The sequence below is a fragment of the uncultured Duncaniella sp. genome (assembly GCF_910577345.1).
Classification (GTDB): domain Bacteria; phylum Bacteroidota; class Bacteroidia; order Bacteroidales; family Muribaculaceae; genus Duncaniella.
This window is the reverse complement of sequence record NZ_CAJTMT010000007.1, coordinates 33,760-60,745: the sequence shown is the minus strand read 5'-3', so window position 1 is coordinate 60,745 and position 26,986 is coordinate 33,760. Positions and strand designations below refer to the sequence as shown.

The window sequence follows — 26,986 nt, the reverse complement described above, 5'->3', positions numbered from 1 at the left end:
TTGGATATTGGAATTTTATTTGACAGCTACTTTAACCGATTTTCCGGCTGAAGTGACGATGTAAAGCCCTGAACCGGGCATCGTAAGAGTCCCGGAGCTTTCACCGGAAGCAACTGTCGTCCCGAGGATACTTGTGACAGTGAAAGGTTTGTCACATTCCACCCGGAGCGCACAGCCCGACAGCGAAACTGCCCTGAGCTGCGCAGCAGTCGTTGCGACACGGTCAATACCTGTAGTTCCGTAGTCCCAGCGGTAATTGTAGCAGAAACGGCGGTTGGGAGCAGTGTCTCCATTGATGCACAGCGATATTGCATCGTCAATATCAGCAGGATTGTCAGCCCATTTGAAGTAGAAATTACCCTTGTCGACATCGGTCAGGCCAAGAACTGAGAGAGGCATCTCGACAACGAGATGATTCCCTTCGGTGCGGAACTGCGCCAGCGCATGGCGCACCCACGCGGAAGTCTCGCTGTCCCATTTCATCACCCAAGTCTCCGTGGCCGACTCGAATTCCTTGTTCAGAAGAAAATCGAAGCCCTGCCAGCCTGTCTTGAAATCACAGTCGGAATTTATGAACAGCAGCATCCAGTTGGGGTCGGTGTTAGGGGTAAGGTCGTCGGCTGTACAGACATAGAAATCAATTTTGTCGCCACGGACATTCACTTTTGAGACGAGTATGTCGTTGCGGCCGGAAAAATTTGAATACTTGTTTCCACCGTAGCCGGTATAGTCACGATGTGTCACATCCCCGGGCGTATCCAGAAACTCCTCTTTCACACTGTCCCAGAGCGAGAAATCTGAATCAAGACCCAGTTCCACTCCGCGGCTTGCCATCGGTGCCTCGCGCACACCCTTGTAGCGGCGTATGCCGTCGACCATCTGCATGTAGTAGTTGTCGGTTCCTCCACCCTTCATCGGCTGAATCGTGCGGTTGAACTCGGCATTATACTGGTCAACGAAATGATAGTTGCTCTGACGGCCCATGAAGCTTACGCCTCCCTCGACGGCAAACTGGCCGGCAATCCATTCGTTCCAGTCATTTATATATATGAAATCCGGGTCGACACTGAGAGCTTCTTCCCAACGCTCCTTGAAGTAGAAGCCGTAGTATTCGGGATGCTGAATCCATTTTTTATTCAGATATTTTCTTTTCGGCAAATCATACTCGTCAAGCGACGGTTCGCCTGCCGCAAGAGTCCAGCTCTTGCCGACCATAGTCGACGCATGTTGGGCCGGGGTGACGGCCATCTGCTCGTAGCGTCCATTGTGTTTGGCAGCGCGTTGAGCCGGGGTAAGCTGCTTGACATGGATGTCCTGAAGCTCATAGCCGAAACTCCAATGGTCATCGACACCTAAATAAGGCTTGCCGTTGAAAGAATGATAGCCCCACCACAGATGGCGCAGGGTGAAAAAGTCATGGAAATCAGCCGGATATGAGGCATCCTCGTTGTAAAGCATCAGGGGCTTGCCATCCCAATGAAACCAGAGGTCCTCATACATCTTGTTGAGATATATCTTCTTGTAAATGTCAGTCAAGGTTTTCGACACGTCGTTGTTATATCCCCAGAAACACACTTTGGGCACCACGTTGCCCTCCTTCTTCATGGCGGTCATCACCGAAAGAAGTGCGTTCCACTCATCATAATAGGAAACACCGTTAGTGCAGTCGAGAATCAGCACATCCACACCCGCATCAGAGAGCATGGAGATGTCTTTCCTGATGACGTATGGGTCACAACTTGTGAAATATCCCAATTCAGGTTCTCCCCAGTGGTAGGCAAATTCATGAGGCCACAGACGATGGTTGTAGTCCAGACGCGCCGAGGGGTCTTCCTGCAGAATCTTGGTAACATCCGAGGCGTAGGGAGCCTTGAAGTTGGTGTAGAACCAGTCGTAATGCCACGACACATAGAATATACCGACCGTACGGTCCTTATCAGTGCGCAAAGGCTGGTCGTCAGCAGTCGGCAACACTCTGTCAATTCCGTCGATGGCCACCCATGTGTCGGGGAAGAGATCGGTTACGGGAGTGTCGGCCGACACTCCCTCCGACCATCCGAGGGCCATAAGTGTTGCTGTCAAGGTAAGCAGTCCTTTGTATTTCATGATTCAGGTAGATTTTGAAGTAAGTTGATTATCCTGTGGAGGAATTTCCATTGACGGCCAAGCCCATGAAACCGACGGGCTTTGGCAGTCGCAAGAAAAAATGTAGGGTTTGTAGCAGTCCTCTCCGCGAAGACGTTCTGACCGGGAGCTCTGTCGGAGTCCATCAATCCGGTGCTTTCATACACAGGATGAAATGAATCCGTCAGTCATACTCTCCGGAAAGAATCTGACGATAGTTAATGTATTTCAGTCAGTGCTGTTTGTAGACATGCTTATTTTATGGATTATTTGTTCACTTTCACGCCTTTGGGAGCTTTCACGCTGACCACGGTCTTCCCGCTCTCATCCTTGCGGGCCTTTACCGAGACGGGACCGTAGGGTGTGGGGACAGTTCCCTCTGCGAATGCAAGATTGCCGAGGTTGGGTTTGACCTCGATGGTCTTGCAACCGGGTTCAACCGGCTTGACACCGAGCACATGGCGCTGCAGCCACGGAGTCGGACCGGCACCCCAGCCGTGACACATGCTCAGACGCAAACCGACGTAGCAATACGCTCCTCCCTGGCTGTGAATATCATATTTCCCGTCAGGGACAATCTCGTCAATGCGGGCCGCATTCTTGGTGTCGGGATAGTTGAGGTCTTCCCAGAAAGTGGTGCCTCCGAGGTCAATCATCGCTCCCCAGTAGTCACTTATCATATCCATCGCCTTGTCGATATGGCCGTTTTCAGCAAGTGCCTCGACAGCATAATAGCCGTAGAAAGGCGAGAAGGAATTGATTCCGTTGTCAAGAAGTTTGCCGCAGTCTTTCTGACGGTCCTTTGACAGACCTGAGAGAAGACAGAGACTGACAGCCTGGCTGGCATCCGTGCGCTTTATGTTGAACTTGTCCATGCGTTCCATACATTTCGACGCAACGGCATCCATCTCCTTGTCGTCAAGCCACCCGGCAATCTGGCGCGCTGCGTCAAGGGTCATGTAGGTCAGCGATTGCAGGCCGTCGTGAATCACGTCGGGCATCTCCGATGTAGGCCAGTCGAGAAAGCGCACGCCGGTCATCTGCTCCTCTCCGTTCGCATCCACACATTCGTCAAGCTGCTTGACAAGTCCGAGGATATAGTCACGGTTATCCTTCAGGTAGGCCATGTCGCCGTGATGGAGATAATAATCGCGGTGAATGAGCAACCACCACATTGAATATGAGCTGAAACCGTTCATCCACCCCGGCAGAGGTGTATCGGCCTTTGCGAAATCGAGCGTACGGCGCACCACATCATGCTTGCCCCACACATTGCTGACGGTCATCACTTCGGGATGGAGGTCACCGAGCCACACGAGACGGTCACGCTTGATACCGTCCCAGAGATAGTCCTGCATATTGAGTTTGACAGTGTAGGCTCCTGTTTCCCAGATTTTATTAAGACGCTCGTCGCTGCACTTGAACGAACCGATTTCAGGATCGTCAATCATGACACTGATGGCCTGGACATTGCGCAGCAGATAGTCCACATCCTTGTCAAGCAGGTCGATTCTTACGAAGCGGAAACCGCTGTTGCCACATTCGAGCGAACCCAACCAGGGCACCTGGATGTCGAAGTCGCGCATGGCATGTTCGTTGGTGGCGTTGTTGGGATTATGATAGGGGGCCACATCGCTCATGGCTTCCGAAACCGATTCGCCGAGACGCACTCTCAGCCGCAGCGGACGCGAGGAGTTGCGCATACCCGATGAAATCTTGATTCCGCCGTGAAGTTCCTTTCCGAAATCAAGGAGGACGGCTGCCTGATGACTTCCGTTGCTGCGTAGCACGGTGCAGTTGTTGTCGGCCACCGATACCTGACCCTTGAAATCATTCATCAGTATCTCCGGATTCTTGATGTATTCACCCGTCGTGTCTGACATCCATACTATGCGTGTCGGTGCCACCGGCGTTCGCTTGAGCTCGCCGTTGGCAATGTTAGGCAGAAGTGCCGCTCCCAGTAGAGCGAGCAGACATAGTTTTTTGCTGTTCATGAAAAAATGATGATAATGTGGTTGCTCGGTTTGAGATTGATTATTCATTTGCAAAGTTAGCTCCTGCACAAGCTTCCCCTTTGTGCATCTTATCCCATTTTTCTGTCCATACGCACACAAGCCTTTTGATATGTTCCAAATATTATCGTACTTGTTTAAACACCCGTGAAAACCACGGATTCAAGCTACCGGAAGCGCGAAAACAACCCTTCCAAGGGACTTATTGTACTAAATGGACATACTGTCCCCATTATGGCTACAACTTCTCTTGCTTTTAATAAAATTTATTGTCTATCTTTGTGGCGACATGGAAACACTTTCACCTAAATCATGAAAACACTATTGCCATTCTTCATTTCATTTCTGTGTCTTGCAGGTTGCCTCGACATGAGTGCTTACGTCCCTGTGAGACGCTCTGAGCTGTCGAATCTATGCGTGCGCGCGGTCTGCCAGGACTCCTACGGCTATATATGGATCGCGACTGCCAACGGCCTCTGCAAAAGTTTCGGTGATGAATATGAAATCTATTTCGGCGATGCGAACGATACGCAGACTGTCCCCTCCAATTCCGTCACCGGTCTGATGACAGATAAGGACGGATGGCTTCTGGTGGCTACCAACATGGGCATCTGCGCTCTTGAGAAGGATACCAAACTGTTTCACCGCTTCATCGTGGACGGAAACGAGAACTATGACTTCAACGGTTACGGTTTCGTTGAATACGCCGGTCGTCTGCTCTGCTACGGAGCCGAGGGACTCTATGAGATGGACAAAAGTTCTCGACGAATCGTATCAAGGCTGAGAATCAACGGGGATGCTATCACTTCCGCTGTCAAAGGTCCCGACGGACACCTTTGGTTCTCAAACGGGACTTGCATGATGGCAGTCGATTCCACGCTCAAACCGCTCCTGCGCCTCAACTTCGAATCCTCAGACCGCGTAAACACCATGGCCGCTGCCGGCGACCGCCTGCTCCTCGGAACTCCGAACGGAGTGATGAGCTTCAACCCATCCGACCAGACCCTCTCGCCGACCCCGATAGGCAGTGATACGGAGGTCAACCACATCCTGTCGCTGACGGACGGCATCCACCTTGTGGCAACCGGCAACCGTGGTGTGCTTGTCTATGACTCAAAAACCGGAACCGTCGGAAACAGATACAACAACATCGACTTCAAGGAACTACGGACAGCCGAAATCAACAATGTCTACCTTGACAGGGATAAAAATGTATGGGTCTCGACATTTGACCGTGGCGAGGTATTGCTGGTCGACCGTCCGAAACTCTTCAACGTGGACCGCAAACTCATCCGCGCCTTCCGCAATGAATTCGTGACGCGCACCACCACTGACTCCCACGGCAACCTCTGGGTCGGAACCCGCTACCAAGGCTTCGCCGTATTCAACCCTTCAACAAACAGCAAACAATACTTCAACAGCCGCACTGCCCCTGCGCTCAGCTCATTCACCCACGACTTCGTGCAGGAAATGACCTTCGATTCACGGGGTCGCCTGTGGGCCGGCTACAACAACAGCCTCATCGTCTGCAATCCCGGCGCATCATCCGACCCGGAAAAATATCATCTATCGGTCATAAAGAAGTTTCCTAACTTCGTGAACGCTGTCAGCATAGCCGAGGACAGCCGCGGACGTATGTGGGTCGGAACCGACAACTGCGGTCTCTTCATCATCGACAGCGACCTGAATATCGTGAAGACCATCTCCACTCCCCTCCTCCGCTCCAACAATATAACCAAAATCATTCCTTACGACGACAATCACCTCCTCATATCCGCCTACACTGACAATCTCTATCTGATTGACATCGACAACATGACTGTCCGCAACTTCGACGCAAGCGGCCAACGCGCATGGAACAGCGCAGTCGACATCATGCTCGACCGCGACAGAAATCTCTGGATAGGCACCTACCATCACGGTCTCCTGCGCCTTGATGCCAAAAGCCGTGAACTGAAATCCTGCCTCGGTGACCAGACGGAAGACATCGTGGGACTCTCGCAGGATACCAACGGCGACATCTGGGCGAGCAGCAGCTACGGAATCTACCGCTTCGACACTTCCGGCAAGCTCATCAGCTCCTATCTGCGTCCCGACGGACTCGGGGGCAACCAGTTCCATGAAAAGTGTGTCGCATCGGTGGCCGGAGGCAAAATACTTTTCGGAGGCAACGCCGGACTTGAAGAAATCGTCCCGACGACTAATCTGAAAAAATCACCCCCCCCCAATTACTATTCCTTTGATTTTAAGAGGATTATGGTCATTACCTGACTATAAGCCACTACTCACCGGGGATATGGACGATGTGGCGGAAGCCTCTGTCAGTCACCTGACACTCAACCATAAAAACAACTCCATCAACATCGAATACTTCGCCTCCTGCTATGACAGGCCGGGCGAAATCGAGTATGCCTACATGCTTAAAGGCCGTGACAAGGACTTCATCAACGTCGGCAACTATGACCGCGTATCCTACTCCGACCTCTCGGCAGGTGACTATGAATTCTATGTCCGCGCACGTCTTAAAGGGCGTGAATGGCAGGAGCCTGTGAAACTCCTCGACCTGAACGTGAAACCGAGTCCGTGGCTCGCAACACCGGCCCTCATCCTTTACCTGCTCTTCCTCATAACTGTCATCGTCACAATCAACCGCATCTACCTGCGCTTCCGCCTCATCAAACAGAAATATGCACTCTCCGAGGAACGCATCGAACAGGAAAAGCGCATCACTGCCAACCGCATCAACTTTTTCACCAATATATCCCACGAACTCCGCACCCCGCTCACACTCATCTGCGGTCCGGCGAAATATCTGCGTGACAACCACCAGTCGATGACCGACAAGCAGATAAAGGAATCATTTGACTTCATCGACAGCAACGTCGACCGTCTGATGACCCTCATCAACCAGCTCCTCAGCTTCCGCCGTGTCAACAACGAGACCCTTCCCCTCCAGGTGGCCAGAGGCGACATCTCAAAGCAACTTGAATCGCTTGCCAAACTTTACAATATATATGCCACCGAAAACCGTGTGACCATACATCTTGAAAAACCTGCTGCCGACAGCATCATGCTCACCTACGACAGCGATAAGGTCGAGAAAATCGTCAGCAACCTCATCGTCAACGCCATAAAATATTCAAACGACAACGGCTCCGTCACCCTCAAACTCGAACTTGTCCGTCATCCCGAGGAATTCGAGGCAACCGACGACTTCACCTACGCACAAATCTCAGTCACCGACAATGGACGGGGAATGAACGAGGAGGACATTCCCAAGATTTTCCAGCCCTTCAAGCGTCTTTTGGGTTTGAAGGAGGGTAAGAAAACCGAAGGATTCGGAATCGGTCTCAACTTTGTGGCGCATCTCGTCAAGGAACACAAAGGCATCATCCGGACCAAGAAGAACCCCGAAGGAGGCATGACATTCACAGTCGTCTTCCCGGCCTCCGACGAAGCCTTCTCCTCATCGGAATTCCGTCCCGCGCTTTCCGACATCAAACCTGACTCCCCGCTGCCGTCAGCAACGACTGAGGAGAACTGCAGTAATCAATCCCCAGAACAGACTCCGGAACTGCAAGCCGCCGATTCTTCGGAAAAAATCGTGGAGACAGAGGGCGAGACGACCGAAAAAGACGAATCGCATCCCAAGATTCTCGTCGTTGAGGACAATGTGTCGCTCAACACCTTTGTCGCCAACCTCTTCAGCGAAAATTTCACCGTCCTGCAGGCCTTCGACAGCACCGACGGACTTCTGAAGGCCACAATGGAGTGTCCCGACATCATCATCAGCGATGTGCTGATGCCGGGCGAGATGGACGGTCTCGGTCTCTGCCGACGCATAAAATCCGACAGCTCCACAAGCCATATACCCGTGATACTCCTCACCGCAAAGATTCTCGACGAGCACAAGATCGAGGGCTACCGTTGCGGCGCGGATGCCTACCTCTGCAAGCCTTTCAGTCCCGAAGTCCTTATCGCGCGCGTCAACAATCTCTATGCCAAACGCAAGCAGCAGGCTTCGATGATTCTCGCCTCGACAGGGCTGAGCGAACAGCCGATGGAACAGCCGCCGAGCACTGCCGAACTCTCACCGCTCGACAAGAAATTCCTCGAAAAGCTCTATGCCTACATTGACAACAGCCTCGACAATTGCGAACTGAACGTCAACATGCTCGGACGCGAACTCGGCTTCTCGCGCACCAACTTCTACCGCAAGGTGAAAGCACTCACAGGCATATCGCCCAACGACCTTCTGCGCGTCTACCGACTCAACCGCGCCGCCGAACTTCTCCTGACCCGCGAATACACCGTCGGCGAGGTCGGCGAACAGACCGGTTTCGGAAACCAGAGCCACTTCTCGTCACTGTTCAAGAAACATTTCGGAGTATCACCCCGCGCCTACGTCACAAACCGCTTCTCGCAATACACCGTGACGGCGGACTGATTCAATCTTGCCCCATGCAACTGTCTGAGGGGCTGTGATTGTTGCAACTTGATTTTATTTTAGGTCACTGAAACAAAACGCACAATAATTGAAACGTAGAGGGAAGCCCGTTAAAACCCCTTGCGCTAATTTTGCGACAAGTCTCAACAACCTATCATAATTATCATGAAGCACCAATTCCTTGCCGTTGACCTCGGCGCAACCAGTGGACGCACCGTACTTGGCACCGTCACCGACGATGTCGTCACGATGAAAGAACTCACCCGTTTCGGGCATGACATTGTCAGTATGGGCAACCATCGGTACTGGGATTTTCCTCATCTCTACAATGAGATTGAGAATGCCCTCTCGCTGCTCGCATCTCAAGGAATCACGCCGACTTCAATAGGTATAGACACATGGGGGGTAGACATCGTCTGCTTCGGCGACGACGGTTTGCCCCTCGCAAATCCCTTCAGCTACCGCGACCCGCACACCGCCGACGAACCGGCCCGCTTCTTCCGCGACTGCCTCCCGAGCGAGCATGTCTATGACCTCACCGGAATCCAGGTGATGAACTTCAACACCCTCTTCCAGCTCTCGGCCATGAAACGCGACGGCAATTCGGCCCTCAACGCCGCGCGCCGCATCATGTTTCTGCCCGATGCCCTCAGCTATCTGCTCTGTGGCATAGAGGTCACCGAATACACCATCGCCTCAACCTCCCAACTGCTCAATCCGACCACCCGCCGCATCGAACCGGCCCTCCTCAGCGCCCTCGGTCTGCAACCCGACATATTTCCGCCGCTCATCATGCCCGCGACCGTTATCGGACGGCTCACCCCCGCCGTCAGCCACCGCACAGGCATGGCACAGATACCCGTCATTTCTGTGGCCGGCCATGACACCGCCTCAGCCGTGGCAGCCATCCCTGCCACTGATGAGAGTTTCGCCTACCTCAGCAGCGGCACATGGAGCCTCATGGGCATCGAAGTCCCCCAACCTATCATCAACGATGACAGTTGTGTGGCCAACTTCACCAACGAAGGGGGTGTCGACGGCACTACCCGCTTCCTTAAAAACATCTGTGGCATGTGGCTGCTCGAATCCTGCCGCAACGAATGGGAGAAGGAGGGTTTGCCGACAGATTTCGACACACTCTTCACCCTCTCCGACCGGGTCACCGATCCGATGCGCTCGATAATCTTCCCCGACGCAGCCGAATTTGGAAGCCCCGTGTCAATGCTTGACGCAATCAGGACCTATTGCCGCGAATCCGGACAACCGGTGCCCGAGACTCAGGGCGAAATCACACGCTGCATCCTCGTCAGCCTTGCCCTGCGCTACCGTCAGGTCATGGAGATGCTCAAACGCTTCGCTCCCTTCCCCATCAAGCGCCTCCACATCATCGGCGGAGGTTCCCGCAACGAACGTCTCAACCGGATGACCGCCGATGTCCTCCGTATGCCGGTCGTAGCCGGTCCGGTGGAATGTACCGCACTCGGCAACGTAATGCTGCAGGCAAAAGCCGCCGGAGTGGTCAGCAATCTCGAACGGATGCGCGCCGTAATCCGCAAATCCGTGGAACTTAAGGAATTCCAGCCATCAGGGGAGAACAATGAATTGTGGGATGAAGCCTACGCTCGCTTCCTCACCCTCCCAAAATGACACAATACAATATAAATTAACCTCATAAAGACACCGATATTTCATGAAAACAGAGACTATCCGCCAAGCCTACGAACTTGCCCGCGAACGCTACGCAGAAATAGGCATCGACACCGACAAGGTGCTTGACAAGATGGACAACTTCCACCTGTCGCTCCACTGCTGGCAGGCTGACGATGTGGTCGGCTTCGAACCCAAAGCCGGCGCACTTTCCGGCGGTATCCAGACAACAGGCAACTATCCCGGACGCGCACGCAACATCAACGAACTCCGTGCCGACATCCTCAAAGCCCTCTCACTCATTCCCGGCACACACCGCCTCAATCTCCATGCCATCTACGGCGACTTCAAGGGTGAGGCCGTGGACCGCGACCAGATTACAATCGAACACTTCCAAAGCTGGATCGACTGGGCTCTCGCCAACAACATAAAACTCGACTTCAACTCCTCATCCTTCTCCCATCCCAAGAGCGGCGACCTCAGCCTCTCGAATCCCGACGATGAAATCCGCCGCTTCTGGATTGAACACACCAAGCGCTGCCGCGCCATCGCCGAGGAAATCGGCAAGGCTCAGGGCGATCCCTGCATCATGAATCTCTGGGTTCACGACGGTTCGAAGGACATCACCGTCAACCGCTATCTCTACCGCAAGCTCTTCAAAGAGAGCCTCGACGAGATTTTCGCCACCAAATACGAGAACATGAAGGACTGCCTCGAATCAAAGACCTTCGGCATAGGTCTTGAAAGCTTCACATCAGGCTCTCTTGAATTTGTGGTCGGCTACTGCGTGGAGAACAAGAAAATCTACACCATCGACACCGGTCACTACCATCCCCTCGAAGATGCCGCCGACAAGGTCTCGTCAATGCTCCTCTACGTTCCCGAGCTCATGCTCCACGTGACCCGCGGAGTGCGCTGGGACTCTGACCATGTGACCATCATGGAGGACCCGACAATGAATCTCTGCAAGGAAATTGTCCGTGCCGACGCTCTCGACCGCGTACACTTCGGCCTTGACTACTTCGACGCATCAATCAACCGCCTCGGTGCCTACGTCATCGGTGCCCGCGCCGCACAGCAGTCAATGCTCTGCGCTCTGCTCGAACCCATCGACACCCTGCGCACCCATGAGGACAACGGCCGTGGTTTCCAGCGTCTGGCAATGCTCGAAATCGAGAAGTCACTCCCCTGGTCTGCCGTATGGGACATGTATTGCCTCCGCTCGGGTGTTCCCGTCGGCGAAGCCTATATTCCCGTCATCGAGCAATACGAGACTGAGGTCACTTCAAAACGCTGATTTCAACCACCATGCATAGAAATTCCAATTATTCCATAGACACCGCTATTTCATAAAATTTAAGGATAAATCACTCTAAGGATAATAAAAGGTTAGGTTTCAAACGGATTGAAAAGAATTGCCTACATAAAAACAATCCAATCCTTTTACTGACTGAAATGCTGACAGGGCATTACACAATGTAAAAAGCAATAGCCGGAGATGATGTGAGTCAGCTCCGGCTATATGCTTGTTATATGAACAGATTACAAGTAATGGTTCTTATTTTACCATAATATCATTCCTTGAGATTATCCGTGCGGAAGGGCATGGCGGGCATTCCGTATGAATTCCTGAGTGTCCCGGGGCAGAAATTCTTGAAGCAGTAGCGGACATCCTTGATGTCGGCCACATCCGGACAACTGAGAATGACCTCGGCGGTATTCCAATCGACCTTTGCATCGGCCTTATGGAATTTTCCGTCGGCAGCGGCAACCTCGAAGCCCTCGACATTACCTACATTGGGAGTGAGACCGCAGGCAACATTGTCAAAGGCCACACGCACCGTTCCATCCTCCCCCTTGCTGAGAGACCTGAATTCGGGACAGCGCCACGGCATACCCTTGATTCCATATTGACGTTCGGCCACCTGCCAGGCCATACGCTCCCCAATCTCACGTTTACGCGTGCCGTGGATGACGTCAACCTCGTAGGGATAGGTCAGGTCGTTGGTGCATGTTATTCCACAGTTCGGTATCACCTTCGCTGCTTTCTGCTGCTGTTCCCTGACAAGTGCTGCCGGGATTGCATCCGGTTGCCACCATCCGAAGCCGGGATTCTCTGTCTGATAGAAGGGCAGACTGTTGTCACTGTCACCCCAGTCACTGCGCCAGCGGGCCACCATCTCGGTCAGCAACTCGCAATAGCGGTCAGGATTGATGACATTGGATTCTCCCTGATTCCAGAGGAAACCCTTGATACCGTAGCCAATCAGCGGACAGACCATTGAACTGTATTTGGTGCTGTAGCGAAAGGCAGGCAGACGATCCTTCTCGGCCATCATAGCCTCGAAGTCATAACCGAAACGGTCAAGGATGTCGCGTGGAAGCCAACCCTCAATCTGTGTACCTCCGTAGGAGACACAGAGAATACCTACCGGAACATCTATGATGTCGTTCAACTCACGGGCGAAATAGAAGCCCTGCGCACTGAACGCCGGTGTGTTCTCCGGCGAAGCCACTTTCCACTCACCTCCGATGCGCTCCTGCGGTTCATACTCATCACCCCTCACGATATATGCCATGCGCACGCGGTCACGCAGCCGGCCCGAACGTGCGATGTCCGGCCCTGCGCCCTCGACGGGCTGCGCATTGAACCCCATCATCGGCATCTCCATATTGGACTGTCCGGCGGCCAGCCACACTTCACCAATGAGGATGTCGGAGATTGTGATTTCCTCCCGACCCTCCTTGAAACTGATGCTGTAGGGCTGATAGGAGGCTGCGGGAGTCGCCACCTTGACACTCCACCGTCCTTCGCTGTCGGCCTTCGTGCTGACCTTCTTCTTGTTCCATGAAGGAGTGACCGTTACGGTCGCACCCGGGGCTGCCCATCCCCAAAGCTTTGCATCGCATTGCTGCTGCAGGACAGCATGGTCGCCGAGCTGTGCCGGCAGTTCCAATGCCGACAGCCCTTCCCCTGAAAGGGCAAGGACTGTCAGAAAGAATGATATACGTTTCAGATTTACTGTCATCATGTCGGATTGAGGAATTTATTCAAGTTTGAAAAGTCCTTCGAGGCAGGAGACGTGATGCTCCTTGATACCAATCTCATCCATCCATCGGCGCGTCTCGAAAGTTTCGAGATTACCGGTGTTGTAACCGCCCCCTTGGTCATTTGTCCAGATCCAGTAAGCTGTCGGCCACAGGCAAGCACGGAAATCAATTGACTTGTAGAAATCCTCCTTGCAACCGTGCTGACCGTGGTGGGCTACTTGCAGATAGTCACATGAAAGGTCATCACGGTAGGGACCGTTGAGAAGTTTGTCGCCTGATTCCGCCCCGGTATCGGCAAGGAAAAGTATTGACTTCTTGTCGTCCCATACTTTCATTACCATAGACGAGTTGTTGAATGGATTCGTATGAAATTCCTCGTTAACCACTCCGAGAATCTTGAAGTTGAAATCGTCTATCTTACCCGTGTAGCCCGGTTCGCGGAAATCAGTGACGGGTATGCTGACAGTGTCAAGCACAGCATAGAAATCTTTCGCATACTCTCCGTAAGGCTGCTCCAGCTCCACAAGTTCGGGAGAGAAACGCGAATGGTAGATATGGTTGATTTTCATGCCCTGGCGGTCTTTGAGAATCTGCCATAGTACACCCATGTGGTCATCGTGGGGATGGGAAATGAACCAGGCTTCAACTTCGTTTCCGAGACCGGCGATGAATCCGCGCAGATAAAGCTGTTCCGCAGGCCATCCGCCGTCAAACACGATAACCTTGCCCCCCGATGTACGGAAAACGTATGAATTACCGATATTACCCACCTGCATGGGGAGTTGCCACATCGTGAAGCCTGACTGCTTCTTACTTTTGTTTGATTTGGCCGAAACCATGACACCGGTGCTCATCAGAAGCACAAGTGCCAGCATAATTTTTTTAAGCATTGCTGTTTTTATGTTGTATTTTTAAGGTTAGAGGGTGTTTAATCAGAATGTTGCAAGCCATGCCGACAGATCGTCGAGCATCTGTGTGTGATGCTGGAACGACTGTAGGCATCCCCAGCCATGTTCTCCGGTTGGATAGACATGGAGTGCGGCCGGTACGCCCGCGGCTTTCAGTGCCGAATAGTAGGCCACGGAATTGTATGCGGCATTTATACCGTCGTCGTCCGAGGTGAGTATGATCGCGCGCGGAGTCTGCGGGGTGCATTGCCTCTCGTTCGAGTAGAGGTCAATCAGCTCCGGCGTGGCGTTCTTGCCGAGAAAGCTCTCGTGTGAAAGCTGATGGCCACGGGCAGAATCCATCGAGATTACCGGATAGAAAAGTATCTGGAAATCGGGGCGGACTTCCGGCGAGGAAAAATGGGTGGAGATGGTCGATGCAAGATGTCCACCCGCCGACGATCCCATTATACCGACCTCGGCAGGATTGATGTTCCACACCTTGGCACTGTCACGCACAAGTTTTATAGCCGCCTCAGCATCGCCGATAGGCTTCGTGCGGTCACCGGCCGGAAGAGTGTACTGAAGGACAATGAATGCAATGCCCTGACGGTTGAAGAAGGGTGCCCAGTCCCAACCCTCATGTCCCATCGCATGGCCTAAATATGACCCGCCGGGACAGGCTACGATCGCACGGCCGGTGTTGAGTTCATCTTTCGGCAGGAATACTTTCATCCGGGGATTTTCAATGTCAAACTGCGCTTTTGTCGGTGTCCACTGGGCCGAAAGACCAAGAGCCGACACCAGAGCAAGAAGAGCGGTGATTAAACGTAAGGTTTTCATGTCAGATATATTTTTTGATGATTTATTTTATCTTTTTCAGAGCAATGGAAGTGACGACGGCATCAACACCTTTCACTCCGAGCAGGAGTGTGGCTGCTTGGGGGACATCGAAGACGCCATCCTCACCGACATCAAGGGTGCGTCCCTCAATGTTAGCAATATACGGACTAATCTCTCCCTCTCCTGTCCACGACAGCGAGTAGCATCCGCCCGGAAGATAAAGACCCTGATATATCATACCGTCGGCAAGCCGGACTCTTCCTTGCTCGCGTCCGTCTGCTACACCTGTAGTTGACCAATAGGCGAGACGATCGGCAAAAGCGGGATTTTTGAACTGACTGCTGCCCTTCAGACCGCAGTCAGTGAGCAGTGTCACCGGAACCACACCGTTCAGTTCAAGGGGCGAGAGATATTCGTTGTCAAAGATGCGGAGATTCTTCACCGGCGCGTAGTCATCCGGCTCAGAGTTGTCAAACGGCTTTCCGTCAAATGGATTGTCGGGCCATGAGCCGACGGAATGACCGCCGCGCAACACACAGTCCCTCACCTCTATGTCGTCAATTTCATTATAATCCTGACGAGGATTGGTGGAGCCCCACGGAATAAGGGCTATAGCCTTTCCACCACCCCCACGGGCGCAATCTATATAGCTTCCGAACACCTCTATGTGTCTGACCGACGAGTCAATCGAGTCGACCCGCTCCCGCCATACACCTCCACGCGGATCCTTGTAGCTGCTGCACAGGACTATACCGTCGTCGTTCGATTCGAACACGCAACGCGCCACACGGACATTGGTCACCGCATTGCCGAAACTGAGACCGTCACCGCTCAGACAGGCCACCTCCTGCATTTTCAGATTACCGATGAAAACACTGTCCGCACGATAGAAAATCGTGTGATAGTTGCTGCAGCGGACAATGTCAATATCCGAAATCTCGACATGGCGGGTATTGCAGACCGCTATCGGTACAATATGGATGCGGTCGCTGCATGTGCGAGCATAGTGGGTCCAAGCCGGGTTCTCGCTATAGGTGTCATCCATGCGGATTTTGCCTCCGCCGGTGATTTTCACATTCTCAGTGTCCTTCGCGAGTATGAGCGGACGGTTGGTATACATGCAGTGGGTCCAGGGAACACCGGGAATCACATTGTCATGTCCATATTCAGGCGGATATTCCGAATAGTGAGCAAATTTCGGCGACTGCCTTAACACAGCCCCTTGCTGTATGACGAGATTCACACCCTTGCGCAGTTCAAGATTCGTCGCTATATATGTCCGCTCATCTGCGTTGCCGGCATTCCCGCGAAGCAATACTCTGCCTCCACCTGCCGATGATGCCTTGTCGATGGCTCGCTGTATGGCGGCATTGTCATTGGTGACACCGTCACCTTTCGCGCCGAAGTCCTCAACGGGATATTCCTTCTCCGATGTTTCAAATCTATATGGATTCTCTATGAAGTCCTGCCAGTTGGTGATGAAAAACGGCTCTCCGATTGCAAGCATCCGCCCGTCCTTCATCCTCAGTGCCGCACGGAAACGGCTGCTGAGATGCGTCATCCGTCCTCCAAGCCTTTTGTTGGGAATGTCGGAAATCTCGAATTCACTTCCTGCAGGACATTCCCCGACCGGTTCGAGGCTGTCGAACGGCACGTCCGATTTCCAATGTGGTGCGTGGCGCACCTCTATCCGCACACCCTCGCTAAGATATTCCTCCTTGACAATACCCTTGACTGTCAGATTGCCATCCTCACTCGCAGTGCAGACGATTATCTCACCGGCATTGATTCCGATGGGAGCCTCGCGCTCAAAGGATATGCGGTCAATCATGATGATACCCTCACCGCCGACAGGCTCTATTCGCAGACCTTCCAACCTTCCTTCAGCCCCGGGGATGTCGGAAAGATTGAATTCCACATATTGCCAACCCTCATCCTTTGAAATTACGGTCTTTTTTGACTTTCCGGGTGTGAATGTGCTGTCACGATCAGTCACGAAGCTCAGACACAGATTATCGGCACCGCTTCTGTTTTCAATCGCCAACGCCACCGTGTTGCGCCATTCAAGATCGGGATTGTAGATAGCATTGCGGCTTCCGGAAGTCGACAGCTCCACTGCACCCCCATTTTTGAAATCAATAATCGCCATGCCCTCATCCTGCTTCACCTCTGCATCTCCGTGGGCGACAAACCTGTCGGCCGAGCCCTCTATATCGAAATCAAGGTCAAGTGGCTTTCCTGCCGTCAGACCGTCGACCATGAACCTTGGATTTTCCCACGGTTCACTGCTGTCGTTGCTGACAGAGATTTCGATAGAGGCAACATCATCAGTAAATGGACAGGTCTGTATGTCGAAAATCACCCCCTGCCAAAGCGTAGGGATGATGTGTGCTGTCGATATGAATTCTTCACCTTCCGACGAGCGCAAGGTGAGCGTTGTCGTGAAATCGCGGCCCGGCCCTTCCGAGACGAGAAGACCGTATTCCACCAATCCTTTTCCGCTCAGATTCAAGGGCGGATTGAAACTTTTGCCGACAGAGCGGGGGCAAGATGCCTCCCGGCCTCCCGGGAAAATCACTTCCAGACAGCCTGTCCCCTCGTAAGGAACAGTCAGGGAGTCAGCCAAAGCAATGACCGCTGAATCAGCTCCGGCAGTGAACCCATCCGCACCCGCCTCCCAGGAAGCAATAGTCATCCGGTCGGTCAGCGAACAACGGTTGGACACATCCTTGCCACCGGGCATCGCAACGATGCTGCTGCAGGCTGTGGCGATAAGACCCGCAAGTGTGATTGCGAGAGCCATTGCCGGCAGCGGGTGTTTCTGTTTTTTCTGCATGTCAGGTATGTGGAAGTGGTGTGATAATGATATATGCAAATTTATGAATTTCCCCTCCCCCGCGATTTCTCCACATGTATCAAAAATATTGTCATCTGTTTTTATTATGCCCTCCACAGCCCACGGATGCACATATCCGACAAAAGTTGGTACAGAAAACAAACACCACCTTATATATATATCATATCTTTGCTTCAAACATCCCAAGCGGGTCTGCCTGCCATGACCCATGAACCTAATCCAATCACATTTTTCACTTCAATTATGCGGTTAAAACATCTGATCACTTCCGCTGCTGTGCTGACCGGCCTGTCGCTCGCGTCAAGTTCCTGCAGCCCGCAACCTGAATCTGCATCCATCACCACGGTTGAGGAGAATTTCATGTCGCCTCCCGACAGCGTGCGCATCGCCGTCTACTGGTACTGGCTCAACGACAATCTCTCGCCCGAAGGAGCCGTCAAGGATCTCCAAGCCATGAAAAAAGCCGGAATCACCCGCGCTCAAATCGGCATGATAGGTATTGAAGACCTCCCCTACGGCGAGGCAACCTACAACAGCGAACTATGGTGGAAAACTCTACGTCAGGCGCTGAAGACTGCCGGAGAACTCGACATCGAAATCGGTATCTTCAACTGCCCCGGATGGAGCCAGTCGGGTGGTCCGTGGATCAAGCCCGAAGAATCCATGCGCCACATCGTTTCGGCACAGACCGTCGTGGAAGGACCGGGCGAACAGACCATCACGCTTCCCGTAATCGAGGGTGCATGTCAGGATGAGGCTGTCATCGCCTATCCGGCTTTCGGCAAAGAAGCATTCACCCAATCATGGACACTATCTAAAAATGAAGGTCAAGCCCTCAACACCCAACTCCGTCTCGACAAACCGGCCACGGTCCGCAGTCTGGAGGTACGCGTCAGCTCCCCCATCCGCACCACAGCCGTGTTGAAGTCAAAGACCGGCAATGACTGGAAAGAGGTCAAGAGTTTCGACATAGACCGCTTCAATCCTCAGAACATCGTAGGCTTCGACCCCTACGCTCCCATCATCGTCTCACTCCCCGAAGAGGAGGTCAGCGAAATGATGCTTGAAATCGCTCCTGCAGGAGCGGGCAAGATTGAACTGACCCTTTCCGAGCAACCCAAAATCGAACGCAACGCTGAAAAGCAGCTTGCCAAGATGTGTCAGGAACCCCTCCCGATGTGGGACTACTATATGTGGGATGACCAACCTGCCTATTCCACCTCCGACTGGACGGTGGATCCCGCCAAGGTCATAGTCCTCACCTCTGATGTCAAGGACGGCAAACTGACATGGAATGTACCGGAAGGCAAGTGGGTCATCTCACGCATCGGCATGGCCTCCACCGGTGTCACCAATTCCCCCGCCAGCCCCGAGGCCACAGGTCTTGAAGTGGACAAGCTCAACAAAGAGCATCTCCAGAGTCATTTCGACGCATATATCGGCGAAATCATGCGCCGTATTCCCGCCGAGGAACGGAAAACATTCCGCATTGTGGTCGAGGACAGCTACGAGACCGGTGGCCAGAACTGGACCGACGGTCTCACCGAAAAATTCACCGAACGCTATGGCTATTCACCTCTCCCCTATCTCCCCGTCCTCCAAGGGGTTCCCGTCGGGAGCAACGAGATGTCGGACCGCTTCCTCTGGGACCTCCGCCGTCTGGTCGCCGACCTCATCGCCACGGAGTATGTCGGCGGTCTGAAGGAGATTTCCAACAAACATGGCTTGACCACATGGCTTGAGAACTACGGTCACTGGGGTTTCCCGAGCGAATTCCTCCTCTACGGAGGCCAGAGCGATGAAATCGCAGGCGAGTACTGGAGCGAGGGCACACTCGGCGACATTGAAAACCGCGCGGCCTCATCGTGTGGACACATCTACGGCAAAAACAAAATATGGGCAGAGTCATGCACAGCCGCGGGCAATCCGTTCGGACGCTACCCCAACGTGATGAAACAGCGTGTGGACCGCTTCTTCACCGAAGGCATAAACGCATCGCTCCTACACCTCTTCATCCATCAGCTCGACACTCCCGAAGAGCCCGGTCTGGCAGCATGGTTCGGCAACGAGTTCAACCGCAAGAACGTGTGGTTCGAGCAGCTCGACCTTTTCACGGACTATCTGCGCCGTTGCAACTATGTGTTGCAGCAGGGTCGCTATGTGGCCGACGTTGCATATTTCATCGGCGAGGATGCACCGAAGATGACAGGCGAATGTAATCCTCCCCTCCCCGAAGGCTACTCATTCGACTATATCAATGCCGATATTCTCAAGAACCATGCCCGCGTGAAGGACGGACACCTCATCCTCGACAGCGGTATGGAATACAGCGTACTCGTGCTCCCCAAGCAGGACACCATGCGTCCGGAAATGCTCGAATGTATCGAGAAACTTGTGTCCGATGGCCTCACGGTAGTCGGTCCCGAACCCAAGCGTTCGCCGAGCCTCGCCGGGTATCCCGATGCCGACAAGGCTGTCAGCGAACGTGCGGCCAAAATGTGGGCATCCGGTACGAAGTTCAACACCTTCGGAAAAGGCAAGGTATGGGCCGACGGAACCGGACTGGCCGAAGTATTCGCCAATCTCAACCTCATCCCCGACCTCTCTGTAGCGCAGGGCGAGAAGATGCCCCTCTTCATCCACCGCACCCTCCGCGATGCTGAAATCTATTTCGTGGCCAATCCCTACGAAGCTCCGCTCAACATCTCTGCGACTTTCCGCACCGACACCGATCTCGTCCCGCAGCTCTGGAATCCCGCGACAGGCACAGTCCGCACTCTTCCCCAGTTTGAGACAGCCGCTTCTGGCGAGGGTATAACCGTTCCCCTGCAGTTCGAGGCTCTTGAAAGTGCGTTCATCGTGTTCCGCAAGGGTATCAAGGCTCCGGAATCAGGACTCAACTATCCGGAACTCGCAACCGTCGCCGACATCACAGGCAACGAGTGGACCATCAGTTTCGATCCTGCACGCCGTGGCCCGAAAGAACCTGTGAAAGTGAATTCACTCTTCGATTGGAGCCAACATGCCGACAAAGCCATTGCCAATTATTCCGGCAAGGCCATCTATACGACAACCTTCAATCTCCCCGCCGCTCCTTCCGGCGAATACTATGTTGATCTCGGCAAGGTAATGGTAATGGCACGCGTGAAGATCAACGGTCAGGATGCCGGTGGTGTGTGGACCGATCCTTATCGCGTCAACATCACTCCCTTTGTCAAGGAGGGCGACAATACTCTTGAAGTGGAGGTTGTCAACACCTGGCGTAACCGCCTCGTAGGCGACGCGGCCCTTGCACCCGAAGAGCGTCTGACAAAAGTCAACCTTGAGGTAGCAACCGCTTCGGAACCTTTACAGGCCGCCGGTCTCCTCGGACCGGTGCGCATCCTGCACGCGGAGTAGCCACGCAGACCTCAACAATCTGAATTCCAAAAAAGCCATGACAGTGTCTGAATCCATTGACACTGTCATGGCTTTTTTGGTCCGAACCCAACAAAAAGGGCTCTTACATTATTATATATAATATACTTACATTAAATCCGATTATACATATATATAATCCTAAATCCCCCGCTCATGCGTTTCCTCTATTTATTACCCCTCCTCATTTCCGCACCGGCACTTGCTCAGGACGGTTTCCACCTGATTGAAGTGCCCGAGAACTATCGCCTCGTATGGCATGACGAATTTGACGGCAATCAGCTCGACTCCGCTGCGTGGTCCTATGAAGTCCACCCGAAGGGCTGGGCAAACAATGAATTGCAGACCTACGTCGACGGCTTCCGCGACGATGTCAATGTCACCGAAGTGGCCGACGGTGTCCTGACCATCCGTGCCTACAAGGAGGGCGATGATGTCTATTCCGCACGGCTCAACGCAAAGGTGAAGGAGGGGTGGCAATACGGAATTTTCGAAGCCCGCATAAAGCTCCCGAAAGGACGCGGCACATGGCCTGCCTTCTGGATGAAACCTGTCCGTGGACTCTATTCATGGCCCAAATGCGGGGAGATAGATATAATGGAAGAGGTGGGCTATCGGCCTGACTACACGACCTCGGCTATCCACTGCGGAGCCTACAACCACACGAAAAGCAATCAGAAAGCAGCCGAAATCCACACCGAGGGGGTCGAAGATGATTTCCATGTCTACCGTCTCGAATGGACACCGGATTCAATAACTACCTCGGTGGATGGAAGACGGGTGTTTAAATACGACAACGACGGAAAGTCGGACTACATGACATGGCCTTTTGAACGCCCCTTCTACATAATTCTCAACCTCGCGTGGGGCGGCTCATGGGGCGGTATGGAGGGAACCGACGACTCTGCCCTCCCCGCCGAGATGAAAGTCGACTACGTCCGCGTCTTCCAAAAAACCAATCCCTAATTGCCGGAAGGGTACATAAGCCGGAAGGGTACATAAGGACAAAAGGATTGCATAAGAAACAGAAGATTATAGGTTTTAATTTAATCTAAGCCCCTATAATTATATTAAACACCCTCTAATATTTTTAGCTAATACTCTCAGCTATAATATATTCTTCTGTTCCTTATGCAATCCTTTTGTCCTTATGTACCCTTCCGGCCTGTCCTTATGTACCCTTCCAACAATTACCCTTCCTGCCTTAGCATTTCCGGCAGAAGGTTTCCTCGATGATGCGGGGGAAGTGGAGGCGTTCGAGCGCATGTATTTTCTCCTCTACGTTCTCCGGAGTGTCATCAGGAGTCAGTGCTACGCTTATTTGCGAGATAACCCTCCCCTCATCACACTTGTCACTCACGAAATGGACGGTGATACCGCTCTCCCTCTCCCCGGCGGCGACGACAGCCTCATGGACATGCCGGCCATACATTCCCTTGCCGCCGAACTTAGGAAGCAGCGAGGGATGGATGTTGACTATACGCTCATTGTAACGCTCTATGAGAAACGACGGTATCATCAGGAGGAACCCTGCAAGGACAATGACATCGACACCATATCGCTCCAGAACCGGAAGCATCCGCTCAGGGTCGCGGATTTCCGCTCCCGTCAGAACCTCGACAGGCACATTCAAGCGTGAGGCGCGGCCAATCACACCGGCTTCAGGCTTGTTGCAGACCACAAGCGCCACCTCACCCCCACGCGGGGCATCCTGAAAATGGCGTATGATGTTCTCGGCATTCGAGCCGTTGCCTGAGGCAAAGATTGCTATACGTTTCATATTCATTATCGGTCTATCAAACAGTGAATAAGCCCAAAAATAACAGAAATGACAGATTGTATATTAAGTCCGTTTCAACTTAAAACAAATCTGTCATTTCTGTTATTTTTAAATGTATCTGTCAATCACCTTTACAGGCAATTGAAAATTATTTTATCGGCGACCCTGACGCTTCTGCTGTTCGCGGAGCATCTGCTGCTGTTTGCGCTGAGCCTCCTCAAGACGGGCCATGAAGCCTGATTTCTTTTTGGGCTTCTTGGCAGCCTCGGCCATCTTGGCACGCATCTTTTCCTCCGACACAACCTTGCGGAAGATGTAGGTCTGGACGATGGTGATAAGAAGCGAGAGGAAGTAGTAGTAGCTGAGGCCGGCGGCATAGTTGTTGAAGATGAAGAGGAACATCACCGGCATGAGATACATCATCCACTTCATGCCCGGCATACCGGCTGAGTTCTGCGTCTGCATGGTCACACGGGTGTAGATGATATTGGTGACGGTCATCAGGAGGCAGAAGAGGCTGATATGGTTGCCGAAGGTGCTCGATATGAAGGGGATGTTGGCAGTCCACGAGATGATGGCGTCAGGAGCCGAAAGGTCCTTGGCCCAGAGGAAGGGTTCGCCGCGAAGCTCGATGGCCGACGGGAAGAACCAGAACATGGCCACAAGGATAGGCATCTGCAGGAGCATGGGCAGACAGCCTGAGAGGGGATTGGCCCCTGCACGGGAGTAGAGGGCCATTGTCTCCTGCTGACGCTTCATGGCATTCTCGTTGCCGGGATACTTCTCATTAATCGCCTTGATTTCAGGAGCAAGCAGACGCATACGGGCCTGCGACATGAGGCTCTTGTAGGTGAAGGGGAAGAGGATAAGCTTGATGAAGATTGTGAGCAGCAGGATGATGATACCGTAGTTGGAGATGAAGCTGCCGAGAAGGGTGAACACCGGAATGATGATAAGGGTGTTGATCCAGCGGAAGATAGGCCAACCGAGAGGGATGAGCTTGGTGAGGTGCATGTTCTCGTCGGGGAAAATCTCCTTTTCGAGCGAGCTCATGACGGGATATGAGTTGGGACCGAGATACATCACGAACGAGGCCGGATTGGCGGCCGAAGCGGTGTATTCGAGAGTCATGTCGAGCTGCATCTCCTTGATGAAGTCGGGATTGTCCTTCAGTTCGGTGCTCTTGAGCATACCGCTGCTGAAGTTGGTGCGGGCCATAAGGACAGCCGAGAAGAACTGGTTCTTGCAGCTTATCCATTTGAGACGCTGGTTAATCTCCTCATCGTCGTCGCCACCCTCGCTGAGATGGTCCACGTCACCATCGGGATACATGTAGTAGAGCGCCGAGTTTCTCTCCTCGAACACTCGTCCGGCCTCGTTGCGGCGCATCTTCTGATGCCAGTTGAAGTCCATTGACGCTACAGAAGAGGGGATGATCGACTGCATACCTTCCTGGACAATGTCGATGTCGACAAGATAGCCGTCCTCGGGAAGAGTGTACTTGATACCCCATGTGGCACCGTCGCCAAGGTCGAGCTTCATGAGCACCGAAGAGTCGTTGAGCTGCACGGGTGTGAAGTAGAACTCGCGGGTCTCGAAGCGCTGATTGGCAGAAGTGAGCGTGAAGCTATACATATCGGTCTCCGGCGAGAGGAGCATGACCTTGGTTGAGTCATAGCTGTTGTAATCGCGGAGGGTTGCGCGGGAGATGACACCACCCTTGTTTGAGATTTCAAGGCTGAGAAGTTTGTTTTCGAGTTTGACAGTGGTGCTGTCGCCGGTGATGTGACGGGCGAATCCACGGTAGCGGGCCACTGTGGCGAGTGCCTTGCGCAGATTGGTTGTGGCGGGCCCACCGACAGTGACAGGGAGTGCTGATGAGTTGCTGAGGATATCGGCCACAGGAACCACACGGCCATCGGCATCGACGGTGCCCTCAAGCTGATTGTCGGCGGTCAGACGGAGATCGACCTTGTCGACACGGAGAGTCGACACACCGGTGAGCGTGTCGGTGACACCGAGCTCACGGATGGTGCTCTTTATGGTGGCTACTTCGGCCGATGTGATAGAGTCGAATTTCAAGGCTCCGGGGTCGGCGGCCTTGGCGGCTTCCTGAGCCTGCATCTGCTCGCGCTCTATGCGCTGGCGTTCAAGCTCCTCAGCCGACGGGCGGTTGATGTAGGTGAAACCAAAAATGATTAGGCCCATCAATATGAGCCCGATGATGGAGTTTTTGTCCATGAGTCGGTTTTACGGAATGGGTTTTAAGAGGTTGTTGATGTTTTTTCTTATTTCTTCTCACGTTCCTCACCGTAGGCGATGGCTGCCTTGATGAAGTCCATGAACAGTGGCGAGGGGGAGAGGACTGTCGAGGAGTATTCGGGATGATACTGAGTGCCGATGAACCAGCGGTGGTCAGGAAGCTCGACAACCTCCACAAGATGGGTTGCGGGATTCTCGCCGACACACTTCATACCGGCAGCCTCGAAGCTGGCACGGTAATCGTTGTTGAACTCGAAGCGGTGGCGGTGACGCTCGCTCACTTCAGTGGCGCCGTAGGCTGCGGCTGCGCGTGAGCCGGGGGTCAGACGGCAGTCGTAAGCTCCGAGACGCATTGTTCCTCCCATGTTGGAGATGGATTTCTGCTCCTCCATGAGATCAATCACATTGTCGGGCGTGTGGGGCTGCATCTCTGTCGAGTTGGCTTCGGCGAGTCCGAGGACATTGCGGGCAAACTCGATGACCATGCACTGCATACCCAGACAGATTCCGAAGGTCGGGACATCGTGCTCACGACACCATTTCAGCGCCACGAATTTTCCCTCGATGCCGCGTTGGCCGAATCCGGGAGCTATAATCACGCCGTCGAGGTCGCGGAGCTGGGCTTCGACATTCTCGGGTGTGACGCGCTCGGAATGGATGTAAACCAAATCAAGCACTCGGTCAGAATATGTCGCGCACTGGAAGAGGGCTTCGGAGATGGACTTGTAGGCATCCTGAAGCTCCACATATTTCCCGACGAGACCTATGCGCACCTTCTTTTCAGCCGTGCGCATCTTGGTGAGGAACTCTTTCCACGGCCCCATGTCGGGCTGTCCCTTTGGATCCATGTCGAGCTTGCGCATCACGATCTCGTCGAGATGCTCCTCGTGCATCTGCACCGGCACATCGTAGATGCTCTTTGCGTCGCGGCTCTCGATAACGGCATCGGGAGCGACGTTGCAGAACTGCGCGATTTTCTTTCGCATCGAAGCGGGAATCTCATGCTCCGTGCGCAACACGAGCACATCGGGCTGGATGCCGAGCTGCTGAAGCTGCTTGACGGAGTGTTGGGTGGGTTTGGTCTTCAGCTCCTTGGCGGCTGCGATGAAGGGGACGTAGGTCAGATGGACGCAGATGCAGTCATCTTCAAGCTCCCAACGGAGCTGACGGACAGCCTCAAGGAAGGGAAGCGATTCAATATCGCCGACCACGCCTCCGATTTCCGTGATGACGAATTCAAAGTTGCCTGTCTTGCCGAGGGCCATGACGTTGCGCTTGATTTCGTCGGTGATGTGAGGGATAATCTGGACGGTCTTGCCGAGATAGTCGCCACGGCGCTCCTTCTCGATGACGCTCTTATAGATGCGGCCTGTGGTGACATTGTTGGCGCGGGTGGTCTGGATATTGGTGAAACGTTCGTAGTGACCGAGGTCAAGGTCAGCTTCATGGCCGTCGACTGTCACATAACACTCGCCATGCTCGTAGGGGTTGAGGGTTCCGGGGTCGATGTTGATGTAGGGGTCAAACTTCTGTATGGTGACCCTGAAACCGCGTGCCTTAAGCAGACATGCCAACGATGAAGAGATGATTCCTTTGCCGAGCGACGACACAACGCCGCCGGTCACAAAAATGTATTTAGTTTCCACGCTTTATGATGTG

The 26,986-nt window shown here is 53.3% G+C and carries 15 protein-coding genes; 6 read left to right on the top strand and 9 right to left on the bottom strand.

Annotated features, from left to right (window positions below; all coding sequences use genetic code 11):
- Positions 1–15: 15 nt before the first annotated feature.
- Both QZ310_RS04910 and QZ310_RS04905 read right to left on the bottom strand, forming a co-directional pair.
- Entirely contained in the window at positions 16–2,106 is a 2,091-nt protein-coding gene (locus QZ310_RS04910) for a hypothetical protein (RefSeq protein WP_297070988.1), read from the bottom strand.
- Positions 2,107–2,390: 284 nt separating this feature from the next.
- On the bottom strand, positions 2,391–4,118 hold the full coding sequence (locus QZ310_RS04905; protein ID WP_297070985.1) for an alpha-L-rhamnosidase C-terminal domain-containing protein: 1,728 nt from the start codon (positions 4,116–4,118) through the stop codon (positions 2,391–2,393).
- Positions 4,119–4,448: 330 nt separating this feature from the next.
- Between QZ310_RS04905 and QZ310_RS04900 the strand changes: the two genes are divergently transcribed.
- From QZ310_RS04900 to QZ310_RS04885, 4 genes are all read left to right on the top strand, one after another.
- A complete protein-coding gene (locus QZ310_RS04900) occupies positions 4,449–6,407 on the top strand; it encodes a two-component regulator propeller domain-containing protein (protein WP_297070983.1) in 1,959 nt (652 codons plus the stop codon).
- 25 nt (positions 6,408–6,432) lie between these two features.
- Positions 6,433–8,583 carry an ATP-binding protein gene (locus QZ310_RS04895; protein WP_297070981.1) on the top strand — a complete coding sequence of 717 codons (2,151 nt, stop codon included), beginning with the start codon at positions 6,433–6,435 and terminating at the stop codon, positions 8,581–8,583.
- A 165-nt stretch (positions 8,584–8,748) separates the two neighbouring features.
- Entirely contained in the window at positions 8,749–10,230 is a 1,482-nt protein-coding gene (locus QZ310_RS04890; RefSeq protein WP_297070979.1) for a rhamnulokinase family protein, read from the top strand.
- Between the two features lie 43 nt (positions 10,231–10,273).
- Positions 10,274–11,527 (top strand): L-rhamnose isomerase, encoded by a 1,254-nt coding sequence (locus QZ310_RS04885; protein WP_297070977.1) that lies wholly within the window; start codon positions 10,274–10,276, stop codon positions 11,525–11,527.
- A gap of 277 nt (positions 11,528–11,804) precedes the next feature.
- Here QZ310_RS04885 and QZ310_RS04880 read toward each other — a convergent pair whose 3' ends face one another.
- From QZ310_RS04880 to QZ310_RS04865, 4 genes are read right to left on the bottom strand one after another with little or no spacing between them, the layout of a single operon-like run.
- Positions 11,805–13,262 carry a sialate O-acetylesterase gene (locus QZ310_RS04880; protein WP_297070975.1) on the bottom strand — a complete coding sequence of 486 codons (1,458 nt, stop codon included), beginning with the start codon at positions 13,260–13,262 and terminating at the stop codon, positions 11,805–11,807.
- A gap of 15 nt (positions 13,263–13,277) precedes the next feature.
- Entirely contained in the window at positions 13,278–14,171 is an 894-nt protein-coding gene (locus QZ310_RS04875; RefSeq protein WP_297070973.1) for an MBL fold metallo-hydrolase, read from the bottom strand.
- A gap of 42 nt (positions 14,172–14,213) precedes the next feature.
- Positions 14,214–15,011 (bottom strand): alpha/beta hydrolase, encoded by a 798-nt coding sequence (locus QZ310_RS04870; RefSeq protein WP_297070971.1) that lies wholly within the window; start codon positions 15,009–15,011, stop codon positions 14,214–14,216.
- Between the two features lie 22 nt (positions 15,012–15,033).
- Entirely contained in the window at positions 15,034–17,847 is a 2,814-nt protein-coding gene (locus QZ310_RS04865; protein WP_297070970.1) for a glycosyl hydrolase family 28-related protein, read from the bottom strand.
- A gap of 264 nt (positions 17,848–18,111) precedes the next feature.
- Between QZ310_RS04865 and QZ310_RS04860 the strand changes: the two genes are divergently transcribed.
- The gene (locus QZ310_RS04860; protein ID WP_297070968.1) at positions 18,112–21,267 is read left to right on the top strand and encodes a glycosyl hydrolase; all 3,156 of its coding nucleotides are present in this window, start codon (positions 18,112–18,114) and stop codon (positions 21,265–21,267) included.
- A gap of 174 nt (positions 21,268–21,441) precedes the next feature.
- Positions 21,442–22,251, top strand: a complete 810-nt coding sequence (locus QZ310_RS04855) for a glycoside hydrolase family 16 protein (protein ID WP_297070966.1) — start codon at positions 21,442–21,444, stop codon at positions 22,249–22,251.
- A gap of 238 nt (positions 22,252–22,489) precedes the next feature.
- On the opposite strand, the gene purN is transcribed toward QZ310_RS04855, so the two are convergent.
- The 3 genes from purN to QZ310_RS04840 all read right to left on the bottom strand — a co-directional run bounded on the left by purN (position 22,490) and on the right by QZ310_RS04840 (position 26,973).
- Positions 22,490–23,065, bottom strand: coding sequence for a phosphoribosylglycinamide formyltransferase (gene purN, locus QZ310_RS04850; RefSeq protein ID WP_297070964.1), 576 nt, complete (start codon positions 23,063–23,065; stop codon positions 22,490–22,492).
- A 153-nt stretch (positions 23,066–23,218) separates the two neighbouring features.
- Positions 23,219–25,306, bottom strand: coding sequence for a membrane protein insertase YidC (gene yidC, locus QZ310_RS04845; protein ID WP_297070962.1), 2,088 nt, complete (start codon positions 25,304–25,306; stop codon positions 23,219–23,221).
- A gap of 47 nt (positions 25,307–25,353) precedes the next feature.
- Positions 25,354–26,973 (bottom strand): CTP synthase, encoded by a 1,620-nt coding sequence (locus tag QZ310_RS04840; RefSeq protein WP_297070960.1) that lies wholly within the window; start codon positions 26,971–26,973, stop codon positions 25,354–25,356.
- Between the last annotated feature and the right edge of the window lie 13 nt (positions 26,974–26,986).